Source organism: Pannonibacter phragmitetus DSM 14782 (assembly GCF_000382365.1).
Classification (GTDB): Bacteria; Pseudomonadota; Alphaproteobacteria; order Rhizobiales; family Stappiaceae; genus Pannonibacter; species Pannonibacter phragmitetus.
Genome location: NZ_KB908215.1, coordinates 309,204 through 333,213, shown reverse-complemented (window position 1 = coordinate 333,213; position 24,010 = coordinate 309,204). Strand labels below are relative to the sequence as shown.

Sequence of the window (24,010 nt, the reverse complement as noted above, 5' to 3'; positions counted from 1 at the left end):
CATGACGGGATCTGAGAACCAGAACGAAGCGGTGCTGAAGATCGAAGGCCTGACGGTCAACTTCCGCACCAACACAGGAATGGTCGAGGCCGTGCGGGGTGTCGACATCCACGTCAACCGCGGCGAAACGGTCGCCATCGTGGGCGAAAGCGGCTCGGGCAAGAGCCAGACCATGATGGCGGCCATGGGGCTGCTGGCGTCCAACGGCATCACCGGCGGGCGTGTGCTCTACCGGGACCGCAACATCCTCGGCCTGAAGACCGGCGAGTTGAACCAGGTGCGCGGCAAGAAGATCACCATGATCTTCCAGGAGCCGATGACCTCGCTTGATCCGCTCTACACCATCTCCCGCCAGCTATGCGAGCCGATGGTGGAGAATGGCGGCCTGAGCTGGGCCAAGGCGAAGGCGCGGGCGCTGGAGCTGCTCAAGCTCGTCAACATCCCCGAGCCTGAGCGCAAGCTGAAGTCCTATCCGTATGAGCTGTCCGGCGGGCAGCGCCAGCGCGTGATGATCGCCATGGCGCTGGCCAATGACCCGGACGTGCTGATCGCCGACGAGCCGACCACTGCGCTGGATGTGACGACGCAGGCGCAGATCCTCGATCTTCTTGCGGATCTGCAGAAGCGGCTGGGCATGGCGGTGGTGTTCATTACCCATGACCTGGGCATCGTGCGGCGGATTGCGGACCGCGTTTATGTGATGCGCAAGGGCGAGGTGGTGGAAGAGGGCGCTACGGCAAAGATCTTTGACACCCCCGCCCACGACTACACCCGCATGCTGCTGGACGCAGAGCCGGAAGGCACCAAGGCACCGGTAGATGCTTCGGCGCCGGTGGTGATCGAGGGGCAGAAGGTGTCGGTCGAGTTCGCCCTTGGCGGCGGGCTGCTGACGAAGCCTTTCATCCTGAAGGCGGTGAACGACATTTCGCTGACCGTGCGCAAGGGGCAGACGCTTGGCATCGTGGGCGAGAGCGGCTCGGGCAAATCGACGCTGGGCCGGGCGCTGCTGGGGCTGATGCCTTCTGATGGGCGTGTGTTCTTCAACGGCACGCGCATCTCGGACAAGAGCAAGGCGCAGATGCGGCCGCTGCGCAAGCATATGCAGCTGGTGTTCCAGGACCCGTTCGGCTCGCTGAGCCCGCGCATGACCGTGGGCCAGATCATCACCGAAGGGCTGCTGGTGCATGAGCCGGGCCTGAGCGCGGCCGAGCGCGATCGCAGGGCCTGTCAGGCACTGGAAGAGGTGTCACTCGATCCGGTGATGCGCAACCGCTATCCGCACGAGTTCTCCGGCGGCCAGCGCCAGCGTATCGCCATCGCCCGCGCCATGGTGCTGAAGCCGGATCTGATGGTGCTGGACGAGCCCACATCGGCGCTGGACCGGACGATCCAGAAGCAGATCGTGACGCTGCTGCGCGACCTGCAGAGTGCCCATGGTCTGACCTATCTGTTCATCAGCCATGATCTGGCGGTGGTGCGGGCCATGTCGGACACGGTGATGGTGATGCAGCACGGCAAGATCGTCGAGGCAGGGCCTGCGGCAGACGTGTTCGAGGCGCCGCGCGAGGAGTATACGCGCCGTCTGATTGCCGCAGCCATGCTGCCAACGGCGCATGCGGCTGTGTGATTGGCAAAGACAGGACCGCTCCCGGTGATTGCCGGGAGCGGTCCTGCAGCATGAAAGGCGGTTGGGGGTTATCCCTTCACGGCCTCTGCGACCATGACGGACAGCGGCGTTGTCGGCCGGCCTGTCAGGCTGGACAGGGTCTTGCTGTTGTCTTCCAGATCGCCTTTGGCGGTGCAGGTGTCGCAGTCGGCCAGAATGGCGGCAAAGCCTTCCGGCAGGCCGACCTGCACGAGAACGTCCTTGTAGGCTGCTTCCGGGAGATTGGTGTAGGTGACCGGCTTGCCGGAGGCGCGGGACAGCTCGGCGGCGTAGTCGGCCTTGCTGAAGGAGGTGTCGCCGGCCAGCTCATAGATGGTGCCGGACGGGGCGCCCTGGCGCAGGACCTCAGCGGCAGCCGCGGCATAGTCGGCGCGGGCTGCGCCGGAAATGCGGCCTTCTCCCGAGGCGCCAACGACACCATGGGCGATTTCGGCCTGCACGGCGGACAGGTAGTTCTCGATGTACCAGCCGTTACGCAGCAGAACATAATCGAGGCCCGATGCCTCGAGCATGTCTTCCGTAGCCTTGTGCTCACCGGCGAGGATCATGCCGGACTGCTGGGCGCGCAGGACACTGGTGTAGAGGACGAGGCCTACACCGGCTGCCTTCGCAGCCTCGATGACGGCCTTGTGCTGCGGCACGCGCTGGCCGACTTCGCTGCCGGAGATGAGCAGGAGACGGTCCACACCGGCAAGCGCCGGTGCGAGGGTTTCGGGCCTGGAATAGTCGAAGGCAGCCACTTCGGCGCCGCGTGCGGCAAGATCGGCAACCTTTTCCGGGGACCGGACGAGCAGGCGCAGCGAGGCTGCCGGTTCGGTGGCAAGCAGGGCTTCGGCAACGAGGCGGCCAAGCTGGCCGGAAGCGCCGGTGATGGCGAATTTCATATGCGGCTCCATCTGTTGAAGCGCTCCGGCGGGATCACCGGAGCGGTGCAATGGGGCAGATATGCGCTATGTACTTTCTTTTGGAAAGTACATACAATTTGGTAAGTTAGTGGAAGGGCGTGTCTGCCGGATGTGCTTTTCAGGAGAAAAGATATGGAAAACAGCGGGTTGGATAGAGATGAAAAAATCTCTTCCGAAGCCGGGTGTGTGGATGTCATGCCGGATCTGGTCACGGGGCAGCCGCTTTCGGAGCTGATGCGCCGGGGCGCACTGTTCAGCGTGGCCTGTCCGTCGCGGGAAATTCTCAATCACCTGACCAGCCGCTGGGGTGTGCTGATCCTGCTGGCGCTGCTGGAGGGCACGCACCGCTTCAGCGAGTTGCGCCGCAAGGTGGGCGGTGTAAGCGAGAAGATGCTGGCGCAGACGCTGCAGCAGCTGGAGGGAGATTGCATGATCGACCGGGTATCGCTGCCCGTGGTGCCGCCGCATGTGGAATACAGCCTGACGCCGCTGGGCCGCGAGGCAGCGGAGCGTGTACGGGCATTGGCAGACTGGCTGGAGGTCAACACCCCCAACATCATGGCGGCGAAGGCCGAGCGGACGAGCCGCTGAAGCAGGTTGATTCAGTGAAGAGGCAGGGGCCGGCACTTTTCGGGTCTTTTTCCGCTTCGTTGCCTCTGCGCACTAAGCTTTCCTGCTTCAAGCTGCTTCACGTTCGTTGAGCGGCCTTGGAGCAGTGGCTCTTCCGGTCGCTGCCGTCATCAGGAGGGAAACATATGTCCGTGGCAACTGCCAGCTCTCAGCCCGGTGAGATCGAGAGTGCACGCAAGGAGGTTGAGGCTGCTCTTGTGCAAAAGGCCCTGGAGGATGCGGACTTCCGGGGGCGCCTCGTTCGTGACCCGCAAGGCGCGCTGAAAGAGCTGCTGGGGTTCAATCCGGTTGCGGGTTACGCCATCCGGGTTATTGAAGAGCAGCCTGGAGAGGCCGTTCTTGTGCTGCCGCGCCCGTTGGAGATTGACGAGTTGCCGGATGAAATGCTCGATCTGGCAGCCGGGGGGATGGTTCCCGGCTTGACGATAAAAACGCTGGCGAGCACGGTTGCCATAGTTGCGAAGAAGTGTGAACGCTGAGGGCTGAGAGTCAGCTGCCGCGCGGTGCCCGCCAGCCCGCAGCAATGGCTTCGGCTTCCGAACAGAACCAGCGCTCGCCCTTGCTTTCGTTGATGCTGGTTTTGGCGTAGGAGGCTGACCAGGGCATATGGTAGATGCGTACGCCTTTGGAAATGTTGCCCTTGATCGGGCATTCCTTTTGCGCGTCTGCTGAGGCCTGCACCTGCCGTTGGGCGCTGGCGTTCTGCCACTTGGCTGCCCTGAAATCCCAGGGGGCTTCGGCTTTGCCTGCAAACATGCCCGCCTTGCCGGCGCGCGCACGGCTTTCTTCGGCAACGTAGCTTGAGGAATAGCGGATGAATGCGAAGGCGTGGCCACTCTCTACCATGGCCGCGTTCACGTTGAGCGCGCCGGAATAGCAGGTACCCAAACGGCGGCCGTAGTCATCAAGCGTGGCGCCCTTGCAAACCACCGGTCCGTTTGAAAGGAATGTTCTGAGTGCATCTGCCGCCTCTTTGCCGCAACGGTACTCCTGACCTGTTGGCGTCAGGCAGCGCTGTGCCATCTCGGGCGCGTCAATCCCTTCCAGGCGGATTTTTTCACCGTTCAGCACGATCGTATCGCCGTCCGTGACCTTCAGTGCCTGAAACGTGAGCGGGGCTGCGCCGCCGGCGATGCATGCGGCTAAAACCAGCGCGCCAAGCGGAAGACTGCTCCGGAGGGATGGCCGGACTGCGTGTGTTTTCAAGGCGGTAATCCCGGAATCAGGCGAGGCCTATGTGGCTTTGCGGGAAGTCTGGGGAGCAAGGGTTAACGGGCTGTTAAGATCTTGCTTCCGGTTTTAAGGACGCACGGATTTCGTCCTTGTGAGCGCGGGGAGGCGCAGAACGCTGCGCGCCTGAAATGGTTCCAGCTAATAAACCAAGAAAAATATTTTTTTATTTGCCCGGGTGCATTGCTCACGAGCGAGAAGACGCCTATTTTGCATCCCGGCGCGAGCTGCTTCCCCGCAGCTCCGGAAGGGCCGGGCCAGCATGATTGAATGCAGCCGGGCCGCACCACAGCTTTCCTGAAGGAGGATTTGCCATGTCTTTCGAACTTCCCGAACTGCCGTATGCCTATGACGCTCTTGGTCCCTACATGTCCAAGGAGACGCTTGAGTATCACCACGACAAGCACCATCAGGCCTATGTGACCAACGGCAACAACCTGCTGAAGGACAGCGGCCTCGAAGGCAAGACGCTGGAAGAGATCGTCAAGGAGAGCTTCGGCAAGAACGCCGGCCTCTTCAACAACGCAGGCCAGCACTACAACCACATCCATTTCTGGAAGTGGATGAAGCCGAATGGTGGCGGCAAGTCCATCCCGGGCGCTCTGGCCAAGGCCATCGACAGCGATCTGGGCGGCTATGACAAGTTCCGCGCCGACTTTATCGCTGCCGGCACCACCCAGTTCGGCTCCGGCTGGGCCTGGGTTGCCGTCAAGGATGGCAAGCTGATCATCTCCAAGACCGCCAACGGCGAAAGCCCGCTGGTGCAGGGCGCGTCCCCGATCCTCGGCGTCGACGTGTGGGAGCACTCCTACTACATCGACTACCGCAACGCCCGTCCGAAGTACCTCGAGGCCTTCGTCGACAATCTGATCAACTGGGACTACGTCCTGGAAATGTACGAAGCTGCAACCAAGTAAGCTTCCGTTTCGTTGAAAGGCCCGGCCCTGTGCCGGGCCTTTTGGCGTTCAAGGCGGGGAGAGGGCATGACCATCCGGCTTCGCGGGCATCATCTGCTGTGCATGCTGACCTTTGTGGGTGAGGGCTATTCCCCCCGCTTCGTCGCCAACTATGCGAAGGTGATCCGGCGGATGAGGGCGGGTGAGCCAGTGTTGATCGTGCAGGGGCCCGACGACATCTGTGCGCCGCTTCTGGATACAGACGCTCCCCATTGTCACCGTGACAGCGTTCTGGAGCGTGACCGGCTGGCTCTCGAGAGTGCCGGATCTCTTCTCGGGCGGCTGCTGGAGGCTGGCAGCGAGTTGATCGTGGACGAAGCGATGCTGAACCGGATGCAGGATGGCTTTGCTTCGGGCGAACTGCGCCCGGCCTGCAATGGCTGCGAATGGTCCGGCCTGTGCGACAAGGTTGCCGAGGCGGGGTTTGAAGGGACCCGGTTTATGGAAGGGACGGGGAACTGACGCGACGGCCTTCGATGCCAGCGCATCACGCTTCGAATTTGCTCAGCCGCTGCACGGGTTTGGCGAACTCCCGGCAAGTCAAACTCATCGGGAGTTGCTGCGACCCGGCAAGTGTTTGATTCGCCCCTTGTTTGTGAAGATAGAGTTCTGGTTGTGCGATGCAGTATAAAAGCACCGTACAAGTAGCATCTGCCGCCGTAAAAGCTCTGCTCAGCGCTCTCTCATTCCGCAGCGCAGCAAAGCAAGGGCGCGCGGTTTTGCGATTATGGCGAAAATTGGTCTCTGCTCCCTTGTGCAGAGCCCGGACAGAGCCTAACTCGATCAAAAATCTTAACTCTCGGCCGCTACACTGAGAGTCCCGATTTGCATGTATTGGCAATTTGCCCTAGCCGAAGAGTGAGCATGACACCCGCCGCACTCGACACGACCATCCTCGCCGTGCTTGCGCCCTTCGCGGCTGCAATCATCGCCCCAATCGCCACGAAAGTGCTGAAGCACAATGCGGCCTGGCTGCTTGCCCTTGTGCCGCTGCTGATCTTCCTGCACTTCACCCGCTTCGTGCCGGGTGTGTCCGAAGGCGAAGTCTATACCGTCGCTAAAGAATGGGTGCCCGCCTATGGCGTCACCCTTTCTTTTTATCTGGACGGGCTTTCGACCCTTTTTGCGATGCTGATCTCCGGTATTGGCACCTTCATCATTCTGTATGCGGGCGGCTATCTCAAGGGGCATCCGCAGCAGGGACGCTTCTTCTCGTTCCTGTTCATGTTCATGGGGGCGATGCTGGGGCTGGTGACCAGCGACAACCTTCTGTCGCTCTTCATCTTCTGGGAACTGACCTCGATCACCTCCTTCCTGCTGATCGGCTTTGACCATCTGAGGGCGGCCTCGCGCCGTGCTGCTCTGCAGGCGCTGCTGGTGACCGGTGGCGGCGGACTGGCGCTGCTGGCCGGTTTCCTGCTGATCATGCAGGTGACCGGCGTGTCGCAGATGTCGCAGGTGCTGGCGGGCGGCGATGTGCTGCGCAACAGCGGCCTCTATCTGCCGATCCTGATCCTCGTTCTGGGCGGCGCCTTCACCAAGTCGGCGCAGTTCCCGTTCCATTTCTGGCTTCCCAATGCCATGGAAGCGCCGACGCCGGTGTCGGCCTTCCTGCACTCGGCCACCATGGTCAAGGCTGGTGTCTACCTGCTGATGCGCATGCATCCGGCTCTGGGCGGCACCGAAGTCTGGATGACCGTGCTGCCGCTGTTTGGCGGAATCACACTGCTGGTGGGCACGATCCTGGCGGTGCGCCAGACCGACCTGAAGCTGATGCTGGCCTATACGACGGTTGCCTCGCTCGGGCTTCTCGTAATGCTGACGGGCACCAGCTCGCAGAAGGCGCTGGAAGGGGCTGTGCTCTATCTGCTGGCGCACTCGCTGTTCAAGGGCGCTCTGTTCATGGTGGCCGGTATCATCGACCATGAGACGGGTACGCGCGATGTGACGAAGCTGGGCGGGTTGCGCAAGGCGATGCCCATCACCTTTGCGGCTGCCGCGCTCGCAGGGCTTTCCATGGCGGGCCTGCCGCCCTTCATCGGCTTCATCGCCAAGGAAGTGCTGTATTACGGCACCTGGGGGCTCTCCAGTGGCGCTCTGCTGATCACCGCCGTGGCGGTGGTGGGCAATGCGCTGATGCTGGTGATTGCGGCAGCTGTCGCCATCAAGCCGTTCTTCGGACCCGAGGTGCATACGCCCAAACATGCCCATGAAGGTCCCGCATTGCTGTGGGCCGGACCTGTCGTGCTGTCGCTGACCGGTCTTGCCGCCGCTCTGCTGGCCCATTCGACGGGCGAATTGTTCATCGGGCCGATGCTGTCCTCCCTGATGGGCGCGCAGACAGCCGTGGAACTGCATCTCATCCCCGGCTACATCTCCGCACCGCTGATCCTGTCGATCATCACCGTCGCTCTGGGGATCGGGCTGTTCCTGATGCTGGGCCGCCTGCGTACGGCGGTGGCCGGTGTCCTCAAGGCCATCGGCTGGGGACCGGACAAGGGCTTCGACCAGTTTGTGGCTGCCATCGTCAGGCTCTCCACCGGCATCACCCGCCTGCTGCAGGGCGGTTCGATGCAGACCTATATGGCCGTCGTCTTCCTCGCCACGGGGGCAGCGCTGCTGTTGCCGGCAATCTTTGCCAATGGCATGCCGCAGGTGCCGGAATGGCCCGAGTTCCGCTTCTATGAATGGGCTGTGATCCTGATCGCTGTGGCTGGCCTGGGGGCGGTTCTGTTCGCCAACACCCGCCTGACGGCCATCGTGACCCTCGGCATCCAGGGCTTCGCGGTGGCGCTGATCTTCATGCTGTTTGGTGCTCCGGATCTCAGCTTCACCCAGTTCATGGTGGAAACCCTGTCCGTGGTGATCCTTGCCCTTGTCATGACCCGGCTCAATCTTTCGCCCCGCGACCATCGCCCGATGCTTGCGCGGATCGTCAGCCTTTGCATCGCGGTCGCCGTCGGCCTTGGGTTCACGCTTGTGCTTCTGGCCATCACGCAGCAGCCGTTCGATGCGCGTCTGTCTGACTTCTTCAGCCAGTACAGCCGCGTGATTGCCCATGGCCGCAACATCGTCAACGTGATCATCGTCGACTTCCGCGGTTTTGATACGCTGGGCGAGATCGCGGTGGTGGTCCTTACCGGGCTTGCCGTTCTGGCGCTGATCCGTGTCCGCACCAAGCCGGAACCCGAGACGGGCAAGGGCGGCAAGACCACGAAGTCCAAGCCTGCGGAGGCACGCTGATGCGCACGATCATCTTCCGCACCTTTGCGCCCTATATCGCGGCTCTGATGGTGCTGTTCTCCATTTTCGTGCTGCTGCGCGGCCACAATGAGCCTGGCGGCGGCTTCATCGGCGGCCTGATCGCGGCCTCAGCCCTGGCGATCTATGGCATCGCCTGCGGTGTCGAAGGTGTCCGCAGGGCCATCGGCGTGCATCCGATGAGCCTTGCGGCTTTCGGTCTGCTGCTGGCTGCCGTTGCCGGACTGCTGTCGGCTTTTATGGGACAAGCCTACATGACGAGCCAGTGGGCTGCCGTGCATATCTTCGGCACGGACGTGGATCTGTCCACGCCGATGTTCTTCGACATTGGCGTTTATCTCGTCGTGGTGGGAGCCTTCGGCTCCATCGCGCTCGCGCTTGAGGAAAGGGAGAGCGACTGATGGAAGCCGGACTGTCTATCCTCATCGGCCTGTTCTTCACCGTGGCCGTCTATCTGATGCTGTCGCGCATGTTTGTGCGGATGCTGATCGGCATCGTGATCCTCGGCAATGCGGTCAACATGCTGATCTTCGTCAATGGCCGCCTGACCCGCGAAGTGCCGCCGCTGATCCCGCTGGATCAGGCGACCGTCACTCAGGCGACCGCCAATCCGCTGCCGCAGGCCCTCGTGCTGACGGCCATCGTGATTTCCTTCTCCTTCTTCGCCTTCCTGCTGGTGCTGGCCTACCGCACCTATCAGGAACTGGGCACCGATGACGTGAACGACATGCGCGTTGCCGAGCCCAAGGGTGAAGCCGGTCCTCCGCAGGGGTACTGATCCATGGCCGGACCTTCCTATTCGGTTGATATTTCTCAGGCTATGACCACCGCGCCGGTGACGGCGGCGGACTGGCTCATCGTCGCTCCCTCAATTCTCACCATCATCGGCGGCTCACTCTGCCTGCTGCTGCGCAAGAACACATCGCTGCAGCCGAAGCTGGCGCTGTTCTTTCTCGGTCTCCTGGTCCTGACTACAGGCGCGCTGCTGGCCCATGTGCTGAGGGCGGGTGTCGTGACCATGGTGATGGGCAACTGGCTGCCGCCCTTCGGCATTGCTTTCACGGCCGATCCTCTGGGGGCAACCCTTGCCTTCATCGCCTCTGTCGTGGCGTTTTGCGCGGGCATCTATGGGGCAGGGACCATCGACACCTCCGGGCGGCGCTACGGGTTCTTTCCGTTCCTGCTGTTCCTGATGACCGGTGCCTGCGGCGCCTTTCTGACCGGCGACATTTTCAACATGTATGTCTGGTTCGAGGTGCTGCTGATCTCGTCCTACGGTCTTCTCGTGCTGGGCAATGGCAGGGCGCAGCTGGACGGCGCCGTGAAATACGGTGTGCTGAACCTGATCGGCACCAACCTGTTCCTGATTGCCACCGGCCTGCTTTATGGACATCTGGGCACGCTGAACATGGCCGATGTCAGCATGAAGCTGGCGGATGCTGAGCCTTCCGGCCCGGTGATGACCATCGGCGCCCTGTATTTCCTGGCCTTTGCCATGAAGGCAGCTGCCTTCCCGGTGAACGCCTGGCTGCCGGCATCCTACCATACCCCCAGTGTCGCAGTTTCGGCGATATTCGCCGGTCTTCTGACCAAGGTCGGCATTTATGCGCTGCTGCGCGTCATGGTGATGCTGATGCCGGCGGTTCGCGCCGACATGAGTGACGTGATTGCCTGGGTGGCGGCTCTGACGATGCTGGTGGGTGTTATCGGTGCGCTGGCCCAGTCTGATGTGCGGCGTCTGCTGGGCTATCTGGTCATTTCCGGCATTGGCTCGATGCTGGCGGGCCTTGCCATGGGCACGCCTGCGGCCATCTCCGGAAGCATCTTCTATGCAGTGCATTCGATCATCGTCATGACGGCGCTCTATCTGGCCGCCGGTGTGATGGCGTCGATGTGCGGCAGCAATGATCTGCGCAAGCTGGGCGGCCTTTACGGCGAGAGCCCGGCCCTTGCGGCCGTGTTCCTGATCCTTGCCTTTGCCGTGGCCGGCCTGCCGCCCTTCTCGGGCTTCTGGCCCAAGCTGATCCTTGTCGATGCCGCGCTTGAAACCGGCTGGTCCTGGCTGGCAGCCGCCATCCTCGTGACCGGGTTCCTGACCTCGATGGCCGTGGGCCGTGTGTGGATCTATGCGTTCTGGCGCGGCGGGCCTGAGGGAACGGGTGACGGCACCCGGGTGGCCCTTCACAGCGGTGGAACCGCCGTGGTTGCTGGACAGGCTTCCGGTCTTGGCTCTCCGGCGCTCTGGATCCCGATTGGCGCACTTACGGCGCTGGTTGTCCTGTTCGGACTTGCGCCGGAATGGCTGATGAACATCGCCATGCGCGGTGCCGGCGGCCTGATCGATCCGGCCGGTTACTTCCTGTCTGTCTTTGGAGGTGCAGCATGAGCGGCCTGTTCCTCGTCAATATCCTGCTGGCTGCCGCATGGGGGGCGGTGACCGGCTCCTTCTCGGTGGTCAATCTCGCCTTCGGCTATGTGCTAGGGCTGGGGGCTCTCTACCTGATCCGCGAGCAGATCAACACGGGCGGATATTTCCGCCGTGCTTCGCGCGTCATAGGGCTGATCCTGCTTTTCCTCTATGAACTGGTCATGTCGGCTTGGCGCGTCCTGCGGATTGTGACCCGGCCGAAACTTGACCTTAATCCGGGGTTCATTGCGTTTCCCCTGAGGGTCGAAAGCGACTTCGAGATAGCGCTTCTGGCCAATCTGATCACACTGACGCCGGGAACGCTGTCCGTGGATGTCTCCGAGGACCGGAAGGTACTCTACATTCACTGCATCGACGTTCCTGATCCGGAAGGGACCATTGCGGACATCCGCAACGGTTTTGAACGCAAGATCATGGAGGCCTTCCGTTGAGTCCGCTTGACCTTTTTGCCGAAAACTTCCTCGCGGTCTGCATCCAGATCTCGCTGGCGCTTCTGGTTTTCACCTTTGCCGTTACGGTGGTGCGCACTGTGCTCGGCCCGAGCCTTCCGGACCGGGTTGTCGCCCTCGACATGCTGGTGGCGACCGCGATAGGCTTCATTGCCGTGATCGGCATTGCGACCGAATTCTATCTTTACGTGGACATTGCCATCACGCTTGGCCTTGTCGGTTTCCTCAGCACGGTGGCGCTGGCGCGCTTCATCCTGAACCGGGGGCAGGTCGGTGATCCCACCATCTCCGCAGAGGTGAAGGAAAATCTCGCCCGCAGAAAGGCTGGAAAATGAACGCTGCAATCGAAATCGCAAGTGGCCTCCTCATGGTCGCCGGAGCGCTGTTTGCGGCAGCTGCGGCACTTGGCCTCATCCGCTTTCCCGACGTGTTCTCGCGCATGCATGCCGCGTCAAAGGCCGGGACCCTGGGGTCCGGGCTGATGCTGATCGCGCTGGCCCTGCACGCCAGGGAACTCGATGTAATCACCAGAGCCATCGCGGGTGTTGTCTTCTTTCTGCTGACGGCTCCGATTTCCGCGCATCTGGTGGCCAAGGCGGCTCTCGCAGCCGGATACCGGCCCTGCGCGGTGACAAAAATGGACGTCCTCGCTCCGCTTCTTGATCAGAAAAAGAAGCAGCAGAAAACCTGACGTGCGGGCCCGCAGGGCAGGAGAGGCAAGTGCTTGTTGCAAGGCCCGGTGTTATGCGCCGGGCCTTACTTTTTGCAGGGAAGTGTCAGCCTGCTCAAAGCTAGCAAAACCAGTCTGGATGCAACCAAAGGCTGGCCCTGCCTTGAATGCGGGAATGCCGCTGTTGGACGGCTCTACTGCGGGTTTTTACCACAATATGGACAAATTTGGACTACAGATAACGAAGGCGTTTCGTTGAAAACAGGCCGTTTTACTTTTTTCTTGTTTGTTAGGGCTTGTCCAATGAATGAAGCATCTATATAAGCTCGAATACGTTGCCTCTGCATAAGAATCAAAATTTTCTCGTCGCGCTTCCCAAGTAAGCTTGTGCTGTAAAGCGTCGATTGTTGAAGACCTTGGGTTTGTGCAGGAATGCGAACACGCGACAAATTTACGAGATGGGTGAGAAATGACTGACACGCCGGTAGATGCAAACCTGATCGACCTGACCGCTGAGATTGTTTCCGCTTACGTGAGCAATAATACCGTAGCGGCAACTGAGCTTCCGAGCCTGATCAACGAAGTTTACGGTGCATTGCAGCGCACGTCTGGCGCCCAGGTCGAGCCGGAGCCGGAGCCGCTGAAGCCGGCCGTTCCGGTCAAGAAGTCCGTGATGCCGGACTACATCATCTGCCTGGAAGACGGCAAGAAGTTCAAGTCGCTGAAGCGTCACCTGCGCACGCACTACGACATGACCCCGGAAGAATACCGCGAGAAGTGGGACCTGCCGGCCGACTATCCGATGGTTGCTCCGAACTACGCCGCTGCACGTTCTGAACTGGCCAAGAAGATGGGTCTGGGTCAGCAGCGCAAGCGCGTCAAGTAATTGTCAGCCCTGCACTGCAGGGATGAATTCGAGGCCGCTGCGGGAAACCGCAGCGGCCTTTTGCATTTTTTGGGGCCGGTATCCTTGAAGCTTCAGGCGCGGCACTGAAAGAGATGGCGGTGAGAGTGCTGTCTCTTTGGCGTGAAGCCATTTGAGATGAAAAGCTGGCTCCCCTGTCTGTTCGAATTGCTTGAGATGAGCCGCCGGCAGGGCAAACTCAGCGGCGGCAAGAGTGGCGCAGGGGCCACAATGTGCGGAAGGAAGAGCGCAGTCCGGCAAGGCGGTTGATGTCGCCTGTCCAGTGCCCTTGACGGCACCTTGCCCGCTCTGCCCGCATGGCACGTATCAGGCGGAGCAGCAGGACCGGAAGACCATTGGCTGCTGCCCTTTGCTCCGGCAGCCCTGTTCCAAGCCCAAGACGCTCAAGGCGCATCCAGAACACTTTGTCCGGCACTGGCGGTTCATGCATCCGGGCTCCCTTCACGCCTAAAGGAGCTGCCAAGGCTTCGATGCTGACGTCTCAGACATCAAAGAGGCTCAGGCTCCGGTGTCCTGTCTGGGGTGCCAGTCAGGAATTTATCCATCATCACCTGGCCGGGAGGCGTGGGGAGAAATGGCGGATATCTGCGCGCCCTTAAAGGTTGCTAGGAAACTTATCCCTCACCCCGGATTGCTGACGTATTATGTAGGAATATAAGCCTAACGGGGAAGCCCACGGGGAGATTGGTGATGGAGTGCGTAGCGAGGACTTCTATCCGGCAGCAGCGTCAGGGTGGTGACGGGGGACAGGCGGGAGAAGTGAGGAACAGAACCGTCATGGCCCGGCTTCTGCTGATCGAAGGATTGGTCGCCGAAGTCTATGGCATCAGTCCGCCGGAGCTGCTCAGTCAGCGCCGCGGCGTCCGGCTGATTGCCGATGCCCGGCAGCTGGTGATGTATCTGGCTCATGTTGCCCTTGGCCTCTCCTGTGCCGAGGTCGGCGACTACTACGGCCGGGACCGGTCCACGGTGGCTTACGCCTGCCGCAAATGGGAGGACCGGCGCGATGATCCTCATGTCGACGGCGTTCTCCTGAAAATCGAGCAGCTGATTGCTGGTGGCATGACGGTTTATGGACTGGCCCGCTGGGAGGGATTCCGATGAGCAGAACGTTGACAGACGAAGGACGCAAGGTTCTCAAGTTTCTGGCCGCGACAGGGGCGGTCATTGTGTCCGGCAGCGGTCAGGAAGAGGCTCCGGTACGGCTTGAGGGACGCCAGGACACCGGGGGCAAGCGCCGGCAGATGATTGTGACGGTGCGGGTGCTCCTGGACCTGAAGCATCTGGGCCTGACGCGGGAGGCGCCGGATGGCGCATTGAGGCTCTCGACTGAAGGCCGCCTGCATGTGCGCAGGATGCTGAGCGGCGGCGGCGACGGCTTTCAGCTGCAGCATCAGGTCCGCGAGCCGGTCATGCTGCAAACAGGCGATGGCAGCCCGATCCGGGTGACGGTCAATCTGGCGGAGAGCCCTCTTGCCTGGCTGGCGCGGCGAAAGGACGGCCAAGGCAAGGCGATGCTGACGGCAGCGCAGGTCGAGGCAGGTGAACGCCTGCGGGAAGACTTTACATTTGCGGCAATGATGCCGGGCCTTTCCGGCGGCTGGCGCACGGAAGCCGGCGGCGGGCGCAATACGGGCCGTGGCCCGGCCGGGGCGGACATGAGCGACAATGTGATGGCGGCAAGGCTCCGGGTGGAACGGGCGCTGGATGCCGCCGGCCGGGGCCTTGGCGGCGTGCTGGTGGATGTCTGCTGCCTGCTCAAGGGGCTGGAGACCGTCGAGCGGGAAAGGGGCTGGCCTGCCCGCTCTGCAAAGGTGGTGCTGGGGATCGGCCTGTCTGCCCTGGCGTCCCACTACGGCATGGCGGAAGCGAAAAAGGCGCTCCGGAAATGCCGCGGCCCGGCTGTCACACCCCAGCCAGAGCCGAGGCCGCGTCGTCCTTGATGCGCTGGACCATGGACTTCAGGCCGTTGGAGCGCTGCGGCGTGAGATGATCCTTGAGACCGATGCGGGCAAAGATCGCGTCCACATCGGTCGCAAGAATGTCTTTGGCTGAATGGCCCGAGAAGACGGCAAGCACGATGGCGACAAGACCCTGCACGATCAGGGCATCGCTGTCGCCAAGGAAGGTAAGAATGGCACTGCCATCCTCGCCGCGCGTGACCTGGGTCACCAGCCAGACCTGGGACACGCAGCCGCGCACCTTGTTGTCTTCCGTGCGCTGGTCATCAGGAAAGGCGGGCAGGGCGCGGCCCAGTTCGATGACATACTTGTAGCGGTCTTCCCAGTCATCGATGAATTCAAAGTTCTCGAGGATTTCGTCAAGACTGGCGGTCATGTGCCGGGGTTCCGCTTTCTGGAGCACGTCAGGTGCGCAGATATAGACGTTGCGGCCCGTCAGGCAAGGGTGCCCGGCATGGCGGCGGGAAAAAAGACGCCGCAAGTGGAAGGGGCAGCAATCCACTTGCGGCGCGGCGGCATGGCCACCGAGTTTTTCCGTCTCTCCAGTCCGGCCCCGGGTCAGGACGGGGGACCGGTCTGGTCATGCGGGCGCAAACCACTGCGGTCCGGAATGACAGGCCCGGTGCCGCAGCAGGGTCGGTCAGACCCGGGGGACTGACCTGGGATTGGGCCGTGGCACCGGCCCAAAGGAAGCCTCCGGAACGGAGGAATTCTGCTGTGCGATCTCCGGCGCAGGCAGATGCCACGACGGGATGCTGAGTTCACCACCGGATGTGCCATCCGTGGCTGGAATGGAGCTGGTGACGTCGCCGGGGGCAGGCTGCGCTGCCAGCGCCGGATCGTCTGTTCCACTTCCTGCCTCTGCGCCGTCGAAATACTGGTAGACCAGCTTTGCGCCGTCGCGGGCATTGGCGCCGATGGCCGCAAGGGCCTCGCCGCCGGTTTCGCAGGCCTGCGGATTGCGGCCGCAGAAGCCTGTCAGATCACTTACGGTTGCCTGAGCAGCCATGAAAGCCGCCACAGGGTCGACGTTGAAGCCGCCTGCCTGATCCTTGCCGGCGAAGAACGGCACCATCGCCAGCACCAAGACAAGCCAGAGGGCTTTCCTGACGAGGAAGAACATTGCGCTACCCTTCAGTTTTCCGGTTCCGCCAGTCTCCGTGCCATGGGCTGACGGTTTTGTTATGGCACGACATTAACCGGTACATCCAAAAGCGGCGTTTCTCTGCGGAGGGTGATTTTCTTCAAAGAAAACAGAATGTTGAATATATTTTTCGGCAAACTTGATTCAAATTTGAGCGGATTGGAGCCAAGGGGCTGCGCGGGATTGGTGTTTTTTTGCCGGGGCTTTTGAGGAGTTTCCATCCGCCTTCAACGTTCCTTAAGTGATCCGCGCGAAAAATCGGGTAACGAGAAACTGGAGGTACCGGGCTTACCGGTCCCGTGGTGAGTGTGTTGCGTAGCGTATCCAGGTTCCTAACCATCTATGGCCAGCCCATAGCCCGTTTTGTCGAGGGACTGGTACATCCGTCCGTCGAAGGGGATGAGCTGCGCGCGCCGCGCCACAAGGCCTTTATCACGGCCAATCTGGTGACAGGCTCGGCCGCTCTGCTTCTGTTTCCGCTGCATCTCGCCGTTGCCGGGCCTGCCTCGCTGCCCCTGACGCTGATTCTCGGCTGGGCTCTGGCTCAGTGGCCGCTGGCACTGTTCCTGTCGCGCACGGGCAATCTGACGGTGGCACAGGCCGCTTCTGCGGGGGTCTTTGCGCTGTTCATTGGCGGCATTGCGGCCATAACGGGCGGGATCGCTTCCTTTGCCCTGATCTGGCTGATTCTGGCGCCCGTCGAGGCAGCCTTGACCGCAGACAGGCGCGCGATTCTCTACGTGACGGCGCTTTGTATTGCCGAAGTTGGGCTGCTGGCCCTGCTGGGAGCCGTGGCGCCCGTTTATGCGCTGTCCGGCAGCCCGGAAGCGGCGCTGGCCATTTCCTCTGGCGGTGCTCTCGCCTATGCCATGATGATGGGCGTCAAGATTGCGCAAGAGCAGCAGCGCGGCGAGGGCCTGTTCCGCCATCTGGAAAGCCGCCTGAAGATGGTCAATGACGAGGCCAGCGGCATGGTTGCATTGCTGGGCGAAGGCGGTGACGTGATTTCCATCGGCGGATCCTGCGAGGCATTGCTTGGCGCCAGCGCACGGCAGGTCCAGCGGGAAGGGCTGTTCCAGCGGCTGCATGTGGCGGACCGGCCGGCCTTCCTGAAGATGGTGTCGGATGTGGAGCGCGACCGTTGCGCCATGAGCCTTGATGTGCGGCTGCGGCAGGGACGGAACCGGCCGGGTGAGGCGGGAACGGCCGATTACCGCAGCGTTCTGATCGAATGCCGCCCGGCTTCGCGCACGGATGCGAGAGACAGGTCGGGCCGCGTGCTTGCAGTGCTGCGGGAAGCGGCGGGCCATAGCAATGCGGGATCTGCCGAAGAGAATGTGTCGCGGACGGTTGCTGAGGCCGGGCATGAACTGCGTGCGCCCCTGACCGCGATTGCCGGTTTTTCCGATGTGTTGCGGGAACGGCCAGACAGCCTGAGCGATGCTGCCCGCAGGCGCGAATATGCTGACCTGATCCATGCGTCGAGCACCCATCTGCTGGACGTGGTGGACGGGATGATATCCGGGCAGCACAAGCCGGCCATTCCTCTCAAGCCCGGAAGCCGGGCTGAGGCGGATCTGGTTGCCTGCCTGCAGGAGTGTGTGCGGGTGGCGGCAGATGAGGCGCGGCTGCGCAATGCTGCGCTGGTCAGCGAAATCGATCCGGCGCTGGGAAGTTTTCCGGCGGACGAGGTTGCTTGCCGCCAGATCGTGATCAATCTGCTGTCCAATGCCGTGAAGTCGGCACAAGCGGGTGGGCGGGTCGAGCTTCTGGCCCGGCATCTTGGCAATGGTGCGGAGTTCCGCGTGACGGCGACAGGGATGCTGCCGGATGCAGGCGCAGCCTCGCGGCGCGGGCAGCCGGAGCCGCTGCCTGGTGCTGAGATCGGTCTTGCCCTCGTGAGAGGCCTTGCCGAGCTGCATGGGGGCAGCTTCCGTGTTGATGCGACACGGGGCAACGGGACAAGCATGACGGTTCTTCTGCCGCCCTCTGCGGCAGGAGCAAAAACAAATTCACCGCGCAAGGCAGGTCATCTGCCGGTGCGAACGGTGGCCTGAGGCCGGAAAGCGGAGAGCGGACTGGAGCGCATGGCACGCAAGCGAGTTGACCCTGAACCGCCGCCCCGCGAGGGGCTGGTTGCCCGCATGGGCACGGCTGCGATGGACAATCCCGTCGCGGCCGGTGGTTCCATCGTCATGGCGCTGACCGGATGCCTGATCATTGCCAACGCTGTTGGGCTTCAGCCAGGCCGCCATCCTGCACCGCTTGTCGTGACGCGCGAGCGGCACAGCGAAGTGGTGCCCCAGGAAAACCGTGCGGTGATGCCGCAGGCGGTTTCAACGCTGGTTCTGGACGTGCAGACCGAATTGCGCCGCCTCGGCCTTTACGAGGGGCTGCTGGACGGCATGGTGGGCCCGGCAACGGAAAGATCCGTCCGCCGTTATGAGATCCTTGCAGGTCTGCCGGAAAGCGGCGAGGTGAACAGCGCCCTGCTTGCGCGTCTGCTCATGGAGACCGAAGGGCTGGTGGAGCGTGCTGCTGCCAGCGGTGGCGCCGGGGCGGTGCCCTTGCCGAGACCTTCACCTTTCGCCAGCCCGGCACATCGCAACAGCGCAGCTGCAGCGAGCCCGGCCGCAGCCGTGGCGCAGTCTGCTGCCCCGGCAACGATTGCAGCCCTTGTCGAACAGGCACAGCCCGTGCGCCAGGTGCCGCTTCCCACCGCAACAGGCACAGTGCCTGTGCCCCCTCAGGAAGTGGGGCGCAGCGCGCAGGTGGCGGAGAATGGCGGCGGGCAGCTGGCCAAGGTGCAGCGGTTACTCTCGGAACTTGGCTATGGCCCCTTGCGGGCAGACGGCATGATGAGCGACAACACCGCCAACGCGATTCAGCGCTTCGAGCTGGACCGGGGGCTCGCCATCACCGGACAGGTGTCGCCCTCGCTCATTCGTGAGCTCGAAGAATTCACAGGGATTCCGTTCGAGGGATAACCGGGCCTGCCTTGCGGGCTGGCCCGCAGGAAGGAAATGCGCATGCCGCGGCTTACATCCAGATTTTTCGTCAGCGCGCTGGTGCGGCAGGTCTTTACGGCCGGTAGCTTTGCCGCGACCACCCGCAAGGGTGCGGAAGAAGCCGGGGTCGTTTTCGTGCTGGTGGACCGGATGGACGGCACTGTTGATCTCTATGGTCCCGCGCCACAGGCCTTCATGGATACGGCGGCCGATGACCGGGCTTTCGAACTGCTGATCTTTCAAGGCACGCGCGAGGAGGCTCAGGCGCGTCTTGAAAGCGAAAAGCGGATGGACCCGGATTTCTGGGTCGTCGAAATCGAGAGCAAGGGCGGTACAGATCTGCTGCAGGTGGTTGATACGGATGCCTGACCGCAAGGCGGCGGGGAGAGAGTCAGACGCCCGTTGCGTTCATGCCGCGGCTCTGGCCGGACGGAAGCTGACCTTCGTGAACATCACCAGATTGCCCAGACCGGTCAGCGCCAGTCCGGCGATGGCCTCGGGCGTCCACTGATAGCCTTCAAACAGGCTGGAGGCGGCAAGGGCGATGACTGGAAACAGCACCGTGGCGTAGCCTGCCTTGGCCGAACCGATGCGTGCGACAAGCATCAGATAAGCCGTGAAACCTGCCACAGAGCCGAAGACGGCGAGGTATCCGGCGGCGAGCCAATAGGTCGAAGAGGGCGGGGTCACCAGGGTGTTGCCGGTGGCGTAGATGATCGCCAGCAAGGCAATGGCGCCAAAGCTCATGCCCCAGGCATTGGCCGTGGCTGGGGGAACGCCTTCTGCAGTGTTGCGCCGCGAGGCCATGTTGCCGAGCGAAAAGAAGCAGGTGCCGAGTGCCGCCCAGCCGATGCCCTTCAGCACGGAAATGTCGAAGTCGACCGTCAGATCGTGCCAGAACAGCAGCAGCAGCCCGCAGGCCCCGAGGGCTGCGGCAACAAGCGTGCGCGGCGTGATCCTGTCGCCGAAGAAGATCCGCGCATTCACCGCGTTGAAGAGCGAGGCCAGCGAGAAGATCACCGAAACGAGGCCGGAAGGGATGAGCGTTGTGGCCGTGTAAAGCGCGATGAAGTTGCAGCAGAACAGGCAAAGCGCCTGCGCGAACACAAAACGCCAGACACGGGGGCGGCGCAGGCGGCCCATGAGCGCCAGCCCTGCGACCATGACAAGGGCTGCCAGCGCAAAGCGGTGGAAGATGGAGACGAAGACCGGGACAGGCGCAGCCTCAATCTGGAAGGCAATGGCGATCCAGGTGGTGCCCCAGAGCAGGACGGTGGAAGCGAAAAGCAGAATGTTGGTCATGGGCAGGCTCCTTGCCTGCCGGTGTTACGCTGTCTCTTGAATGCAAGGCTTGCACGATCTTGCGGTATTCTCCGTCCAGCCTCTGCCTTGCAGGCCGTCAATGATGTAGAAAGTGGTCATGCGCCCGACCGTTCACGACTTTCTCAGTCAGTCTGCCACCGCCTTTGCGGCCGCCCATCTCGGCATGGGGGCTGAACGTTCGGTGACGGTCTGGGAAAACCATGACGACGAAGTGTCCTACGAAGCGCCGGAGCGGCATACGTTCAGCCTCTATCTTCAGGGTGGAACCGGCACCTCACGGCTCGACAAGGGCGCCTTGGCCGGCTGGCAGGGGGCCGTCTGCGTGATGCCGGAGGGGGAGGCATCCGACTGGAAGATCACCGAGCCCTTCCGCTTCGTGCATCTCTATGTCAGCGACAAGGCGCTGCGTGCAGCCTTCGCCGAGGTGCATGACTGCGACGCACGGCGGCTGGACCTGCGGGATGAAACCTTTGTGGCGGCGCCTTCCATCGCTCTGCCGTTGTTCCGGATCGCCGAGGCGGCCATGGTTCAAGATGCTCTCAAGGCAGATGAGGCCTTTGCCGTGATGGTGGCGCATCTCACGCGTGGTGCACCGGTGCTGAAAGGCGGGCTCAGCCCGCATCAGCTGCGGCGGGTGGATGAGTGGGTGCGGGCCCATATGGACGGCGTGATCCATCTGGAGGACCTTGCCGCGCTGACGGGCCTTTCCGTGTTTCATTTCCACCGCATGTTCAAGCTGGCGCGCGGCATGGCGCCCAGCGAATGGGTGATGATGCAGCGGATCAATCTGGCCAAGCAGCTGCTGAGGGCAGGGGAAACGGCGGCAGGGGTTTCGGCTGCCTGCGGCTTTGCCAACCAGAGCCACATGACGCGGGCCTTCCGCAAGCAGACGGGCATGACACCAGGACGCTACCGGGAGCTTGCCGCAGGAGCCGCCGGGCAACTGCGATAGATGTCCGTGCTGCCGTCAGACGCTGGTGATGCGGCGGGTTGACGGAACCGTGCGCGGTGCGGGCCTGTGGGTGGGCAGCGGGCGTTCGCCGGGGCGGGCAATGTCCTGCGGGCGCTGGCCGGCGCGGGCGCCTCCCGGCTGCTGAAGCCGGGCGGCAGCGGCCTGCTGAATCTCGCCGTCGATGATTTCACTTCTGTGGCGCCAGCTGGTCAGCAGGCAATCAGCCGCATCGAGGGACATGTTCTCGAACAGGTGCTGAAGCTTGCGCAGGCGTGCAAGATCCAGCGTGACGCCGCCAAGGCGCACCAGCATTGCGGTTGCACTCTCGCTGTCAAAGCCGAGTACCTTCAGGCAGACAGTCAGGGCTTCGCCCTGTTCGTCTGCGGCCAGATGCAGGGCAAGTCCGGCATCTAGCCCCAGTGCATAGGCAATGCCTTCCGCAAATGCCTTGTGGCCACCGGACAGTGCAGTCTCACGCAGCCGCTGCAGCAAGGCGGGCTTGAAAGCCGGGCGGGGCGGGCGCTTGCCGCCCTGCCGGGTCAAGTTGCCAAGGGCGCGCAGTTCCGCAGCGCCAATGGCCAGCAGACGGTTTGCATGATCCAGAAACGGGAAGTTGGCGAGCAGAAGCGGGGACGGCAGCAGGGCGCGTGCGGCCAGATCCGGCCCGATCACGGCCATGACATCGGCGCGCTCGCTGAGCGCTGCGAGGATTTCGGGCCGGGTCGCCAGATCAATACGGGGCAGAAGCTGCTGAAGCGATTGGGCATCGGCGTTGCGGGCGAGCACGGTCTGGGCGGCAGGAACGAGATCTTCACGGCGGATCAAGGCCCGGCGCAGGCTCTCCGGTCCGCGCTCTGCAATGAGAAGCTGCGCCTGCGTGCTGATCATGGCCGCATGGAGGACAATCGGATAGGCGACGAGTGCGTCTGCGTCGCGGGCGAGAAGATCGAGAAACTCGGCCGGAATATCGCTGGCGCGGGCGGCAAGGCAGGCGATGCGGCGCCGGTCGGCTACATCGGTTCCTTCATATAGATTGATGGCCAGTTCGCCAAAGGCGCGGATTTCCTGCCGGTCGTGGCGTTCACGGGCCACGAACAGCTCCGTAGCCGCCAGTAGCAAGCGTTCGCGCCGGGTGAGATCCGGATTGCCGCTCAGGAAGTTGGGACCGCGACCAGGCGGAACTGATGACATGATACGCGCCGCTACAGCCAGATACTCAATACAAGGACGGACAGGCTACCCCCAGTCCAGTGGCTAAAATTAGACATAAAGCGTTAGCAGCCTGTTAACCCTGCAGGGGCGTTACTCTGAAAACCAGCGTAAGTGTCCACAGTCCTGAAACCGCCCGAGCCATTTGCCGGAGCAGCTGCTGATGGAGGAAGCGATGGGTTACGTGCTTGATTTCCGCATGGCACCAAGGCGGCCGCAGCGCAAAGCAGCGGGCGGGCTGGGGCCTGTTTCACAGGAAGACGTGGTCGTTCTGTTCCCCGGAGTGCGTATCGAGCGGGAAGCGCTTGATCTTGCCGCCCGAATCGGGACCATCGGAACACCAGCCGGACAGGCTGCGCCCGAGGCGGAGTGACGCATAAGGCGTGCCTGCCGCCACCCATGGCCAGGGAACGCCAGCATGACCACTACCAGGGCAAACAATGCCCGGCCGGCCTGTGTTGCGATCCGGCCTTCGCGAACGACACGCGGCGCTCTGAGTGCAGCCGCTCTGCCGCTGATGTGCTGCGCCGTGCTGATTGCAGGGTGCAGCCGGCCAACGGGTGATTTCGGCCGGGCGCAGCCGTCCGTCATCCATGACACGATCATGCCCGAAGCCGGGAAGCTTGCGGCACGGGTGCGCGGTGAGCCGGTGTCGGAGTTTATTCTCACGGATGATGAAAAGCTGCTGCGGGATCTTGGCTGGGGGCTGATCCGCCCGCCCTGGGCGAAGGACTGGATCGGCGGCACCAAGGTGGAGCTGGCCCGCACACGGCTGTTGCCTGAAAAGGACGGCAAGGTTCCGGTAACGCTCTATTCTGTGTTCCTCGGGTCCGAAAAATTCAATTCCAGCGAGGCGCGGTTTGACCGGATCTCTGCGGATGCGCGGGGAGATGCCAAGCTGGTGCCGCCGTTCTGTGAGGTGGCAGCGCGCGTGGAGGCGGCCGACCGGGAGCGGCTGGCGGCGGTGTCGCGCCGGGATATCCTGACGCAGGATACGTTCGAGGGCGCCAATGCCCGTGTGTGGGAAAACCGTGCCTACATCGGCTGGGTGGCACAGGCGCTGCGTTTCCGCATCCAGGCCTATCAGACGGCAACTGACCACTTCGAAATCGAGACGCCATCCGGCTCGCGGCTTTGGGATACGAACCGGGCGATCAAGGAGCTGGAGGAGGTGGTCCGTCTGACGGAGACCGGCTGCGCGGCGGAGAACCGGTTCGATACACCTGAGGATCTGAAGCGCTCGCGCATCTACAACAACTGGGGGCTGGAGCGTCCCGCAGATCAAAAGTGAGC

General features: G+C 62.6%; 27 protein-coding genes. 21 read left to right on the top strand and 6 right to left on the bottom strand.

Annotation, left to right across the window (positions count from 1 at the left end; all coding sequences use genetic code 11):
• Nucleotide 1 precedes the first annotated feature (1 nt).
• Nucleotides 2-1,627 (top strand): ABC transporter ATP-binding protein, encoded by a 1,626-nt coding sequence (locus tag H163_RS0101585; protein ID WP_019962784.1) that lies wholly within the window; start codon nt 2-4, stop codon nt 1,625-1,627.
• A 68-nt stretch (nt 1,628-1,695) separates the two neighbouring features.
• On the opposite strand, the gene H163_RS0101580 is transcribed toward H163_RS0101585, so the two are convergent.
• Complete coding sequence (locus H163_RS0101580; protein WP_040677938.1) at nt 1,696-2,550, bottom strand: SDR family oxidoreductase; 855 nt, start codon at nt 2,548-2,550, stop codon at nt 1,696-1,698.
• Nucleotides 2,551-2,766: 216 nt separating this feature from the next.
• On the opposite strand from H163_RS0101580, the gene H163_RS0101575 reads away from it, so the two are divergent.
• Together H163_RS0101575 and H163_RS23510 are read left to right on the top strand one after the other, a co-directional pair.
• On the top strand, nt 2,767-3,162 hold the full coding sequence (locus H163_RS0101575) for a winged helix-turn-helix transcriptional regulator (protein ID WP_019962782.1): 396 nt from the start codon (nt 2,767-2,769) through the stop codon (nt 3,160-3,162).
• Between the two features lie 164 nt (nt 3,163-3,326).
• Entirely contained in the window at nt 3,327-3,680 is a 354-nt protein-coding gene (locus H163_RS23510) for an NHLP leader peptide family RiPP precursor (RefSeq protein WP_019962781.1), read from the top strand.
• A 10-nt stretch (nt 3,681-3,690) separates the two neighbouring features.
• Here H163_RS23510 and H163_RS21930 read toward each other — a convergent pair whose 3' ends face one another.
• Complete coding sequence (locus tag H163_RS21930) at nt 3,691-4,272, bottom strand: thermonuclease family protein (RefSeq protein WP_147290402.1); 582 nt, start codon at nt 4,270-4,272, stop codon at nt 3,691-3,693.
• A 473-nt stretch (nt 4,273-4,745) separates the two neighbouring features.
• Here H163_RS21930 and H163_RS0101560 point away from each other — a divergent pair, with 473 nt between their 5' ends.
• The 12 genes from H163_RS0101560 (at nt 4,746) to H163_RS21925 (ending at nt 15,063) form a co-directional block, all read left to right on the top strand.
• Complete coding sequence (locus tag H163_RS0101560) at nt 4,746-5,348, top strand: superoxide dismutase (protein ID WP_019962779.1); 603 nt, start codon at nt 4,746-4,748, stop codon at nt 5,346-5,348.
• A 66-nt stretch (nt 5,349-5,414) separates the two neighbouring features.
• Nucleotides 5,415-5,849 carry a DUF1284 domain-containing protein gene (locus H163_RS0101555; RefSeq protein WP_019962778.1) on the top strand — a complete coding sequence of 145 codons (435 nt, stop codon included), beginning with the start codon at nt 5,415-5,417 and terminating at the stop codon, nt 5,847-5,849.
• Nucleotides 5,850-6,251: 402 nt separating this feature from the next.
• Nucleotides 6,252-8,630, top strand: coding sequence for a putative monovalent cation/H+ antiporter subunit A (locus H163_RS0101550; RefSeq protein WP_019962777.1), 2,379 nt, complete (start codon nt 6,252-6,254; stop codon nt 8,628-8,630).
• The gene (locus H163_RS0101545) at nt 8,630-9,049 is read left to right on the top strand and encodes a Na+/H+ antiporter subunit B (RefSeq protein WP_019962776.1); all 420 of its coding nucleotides are present in this window, start codon (nt 8,630-8,632) and stop codon (nt 9,047-9,049) included. The genes H163_RS0101550 and H163_RS0101545 overlap by 1 nt, the downstream gene beginning before the upstream one ends.
• On the top strand, nt 9,049-9,426 hold the full coding sequence (locus H163_RS0101540; protein ID WP_019962775.1) for a Na+/H+ antiporter subunit C: 378 nt from the start codon (nt 9,049-9,051) through the stop codon (nt 9,424-9,426). The genes H163_RS0101545 and H163_RS0101540 overlap by 1 nt, the downstream gene beginning before the upstream one ends.
• A 3-nt stretch (nt 9,427-9,429) precedes the next feature.
• Complete coding sequence (locus H163_RS0101535; protein WP_026355334.1) at nt 9,430-11,034, top strand: Na+/H+ antiporter subunit D; 1,605 nt, start codon at nt 9,430-9,432, stop codon at nt 11,032-11,034.
• Nucleotides 11,031-11,507 (top strand): Na+/H+ antiporter subunit E, encoded by a 477-nt coding sequence (locus tag H163_RS0101530; protein ID WP_019962773.1) that lies wholly within the window; start codon nt 11,031-11,033, stop codon nt 11,505-11,507. The genes H163_RS0101535 and H163_RS0101530 overlap by 4 nt, the downstream gene beginning before the upstream one ends.
• Nucleotides 11,504-11,860 carry a cation:proton antiporter gene (locus tag H163_RS0101525; RefSeq protein WP_019962772.1) on the top strand — a complete coding sequence of 119 codons (357 nt, stop codon included), beginning with the start codon at nt 11,504-11,506 and terminating at the stop codon, nt 11,858-11,860. Before H163_RS0101530 ends, H163_RS0101525 begins: the two co-directional genes overlap by 4 nt.
• Entirely contained in the window at nt 11,857-12,216 is a 360-nt protein-coding gene (gene mnhG / locus H163_RS0101520; RefSeq protein WP_019962771.1) for a monovalent cation/H(+) antiporter subunit G, read from the top strand. The genes H163_RS0101525 and mnhG overlap by 4 nt, the downstream gene beginning before the upstream one ends.
• A 448-nt stretch (nt 12,217-12,664) precedes the next feature.
• The gene (locus H163_RS0101515; protein WP_019962770.1) at nt 12,665-13,081 is read left to right on the top strand and encodes a Ros/MucR family transcriptional regulator; all 417 of its coding nucleotides are present in this window, start codon (nt 12,665-12,667) and stop codon (nt 13,079-13,081) included.
• Between the two features lie 816 nt (nt 13,082-13,897).
• Entirely contained in the window at nt 13,898-14,224 is a 327-nt protein-coding gene (locus tag H163_RS0101510) for a helix-turn-helix domain-containing protein (protein ID WP_019962769.1), read from the top strand.
• Entirely contained in the window at nt 14,221-15,063 is an 843-nt protein-coding gene (locus tag H163_RS21925; protein WP_019962768.1) for a DUF6456 domain-containing protein, read from the top strand. Before H163_RS0101510 ends, H163_RS21925 begins: the two co-directional genes overlap by 4 nt.
• Here the strand turns inward: H163_RS21925 and H163_RS0101495 are convergent.
• Nucleotides 15,026-15,457: a SufE family protein gene (locus H163_RS0101495; RefSeq protein WP_026355333.1), complete on the bottom strand. Its 432-nt coding sequence runs from the start codon at nt 15,455-15,457 to the stop codon at nt 15,026-15,028. The genes H163_RS21925 and H163_RS0101495 overlap by 38 nt on opposite strands.
• 264 nt (nt 15,458-15,721) lie before the next feature.
• On the bottom strand, nt 15,722-16,204 hold the full coding sequence (locus tag H163_RS0101485) for a DUF5330 domain-containing protein (RefSeq protein ID WP_019962766.1): 483 nt from the start codon (nt 16,202-16,204) through the stop codon (nt 15,722-15,724).
• A 332-nt stretch (nt 16,205-16,536) separates the two neighbouring features.
• Between H163_RS0101485 and H163_RS0101480 the strand changes: the two genes are divergently transcribed.
• The 3 genes from H163_RS0101480 to H163_RS0101470 are packed head-to-tail and all read left to right on the top strand — an operon-like array spanning nt 16,537 to nt 19,602.
• Nucleotides 16,537-18,282, top strand: coding sequence for a sensor histidine kinase (locus H163_RS0101480; RefSeq protein WP_019962765.1), 1,746 nt, complete (start codon nt 16,537-16,539; stop codon nt 18,280-18,282).
• 30 nt (nt 18,283-18,312) lie between these two features.
• Nucleotides 18,313-19,212 carry a peptidoglycan-binding domain-containing protein gene (locus tag H163_RS24655; RefSeq protein WP_019962764.1) on the top strand — a complete coding sequence of 300 codons (900 nt, stop codon included), beginning with the start codon at nt 18,313-18,315 and terminating at the stop codon, nt 19,210-19,212.
• Nucleotides 19,213-19,254: 42 nt separating this feature from the next.
• Nucleotides 19,255-19,602: a DUF1491 family protein gene (locus tag H163_RS0101470; protein ID WP_115336543.1), complete on the top strand. Its 348-nt coding sequence runs from the start codon at nt 19,255-19,257 to the stop codon at nt 19,600-19,602.
• Between the two features lie 39 nt (nt 19,603-19,641).
• Here H163_RS0101470 and H163_RS0101465 read toward each other — a convergent pair whose 3' ends face one another.
• Nucleotides 19,642-20,535, bottom strand: a complete 894-nt coding sequence (locus H163_RS0101465; RefSeq protein WP_019962762.1) for a DMT family transporter — start codon at nt 20,533-20,535, stop codon at nt 19,642-19,644.
• 118 nt (nt 20,536-20,653) lie between these two features.
• Here H163_RS0101465 and H163_RS0101460 point away from each other — a divergent pair, with 118 nt between their 5' ends.
• Nucleotides 20,654-21,508, top strand: a complete 855-nt coding sequence (locus H163_RS0101460; protein ID WP_019962761.1) for a helix-turn-helix transcriptional regulator — start codon at nt 20,654-20,656, stop codon at nt 21,506-21,508.
• 15 nt (nt 21,509-21,523) lie between these two features.
• Here the strand turns inward: H163_RS0101460 and H163_RS0101455 are convergent, their stop codons facing one another.
• Nucleotides 21,524-22,699: a DUF2336 domain-containing protein gene (locus H163_RS0101455; RefSeq protein ID WP_019962760.1), complete on the bottom strand. Its 1,176-nt coding sequence runs from the start codon at nt 22,697-22,699 to the stop codon at nt 21,524-21,526.
• Nucleotides 22,700-22,892: 193 nt separating this feature from the next.
• On the opposite strand from H163_RS0101455, the gene H163_RS0101450 reads away from it, so the two are divergent.
• Together H163_RS0101450 and H163_RS0101445 are read left to right on the top strand one after the other, a co-directional pair.
• On the top strand, nt 22,893-23,090 hold the full coding sequence (locus H163_RS0101450; RefSeq protein WP_026355331.1) for a hypothetical protein: 198 nt from the start codon (nt 22,893-22,895) through the stop codon (nt 23,088-23,090).
• 45 nt (nt 23,091-23,135) lie between these two features.
• A complete protein-coding gene (locus tag H163_RS0101445; protein ID WP_026355330.1) occupies nt 23,136-24,008 on the top strand; it encodes a hypothetical protein in 873 nt (290 codons plus the stop codon).
• The last annotated feature ends 2 nt before the right edge of the window (nt 24,009-24,010 follow it).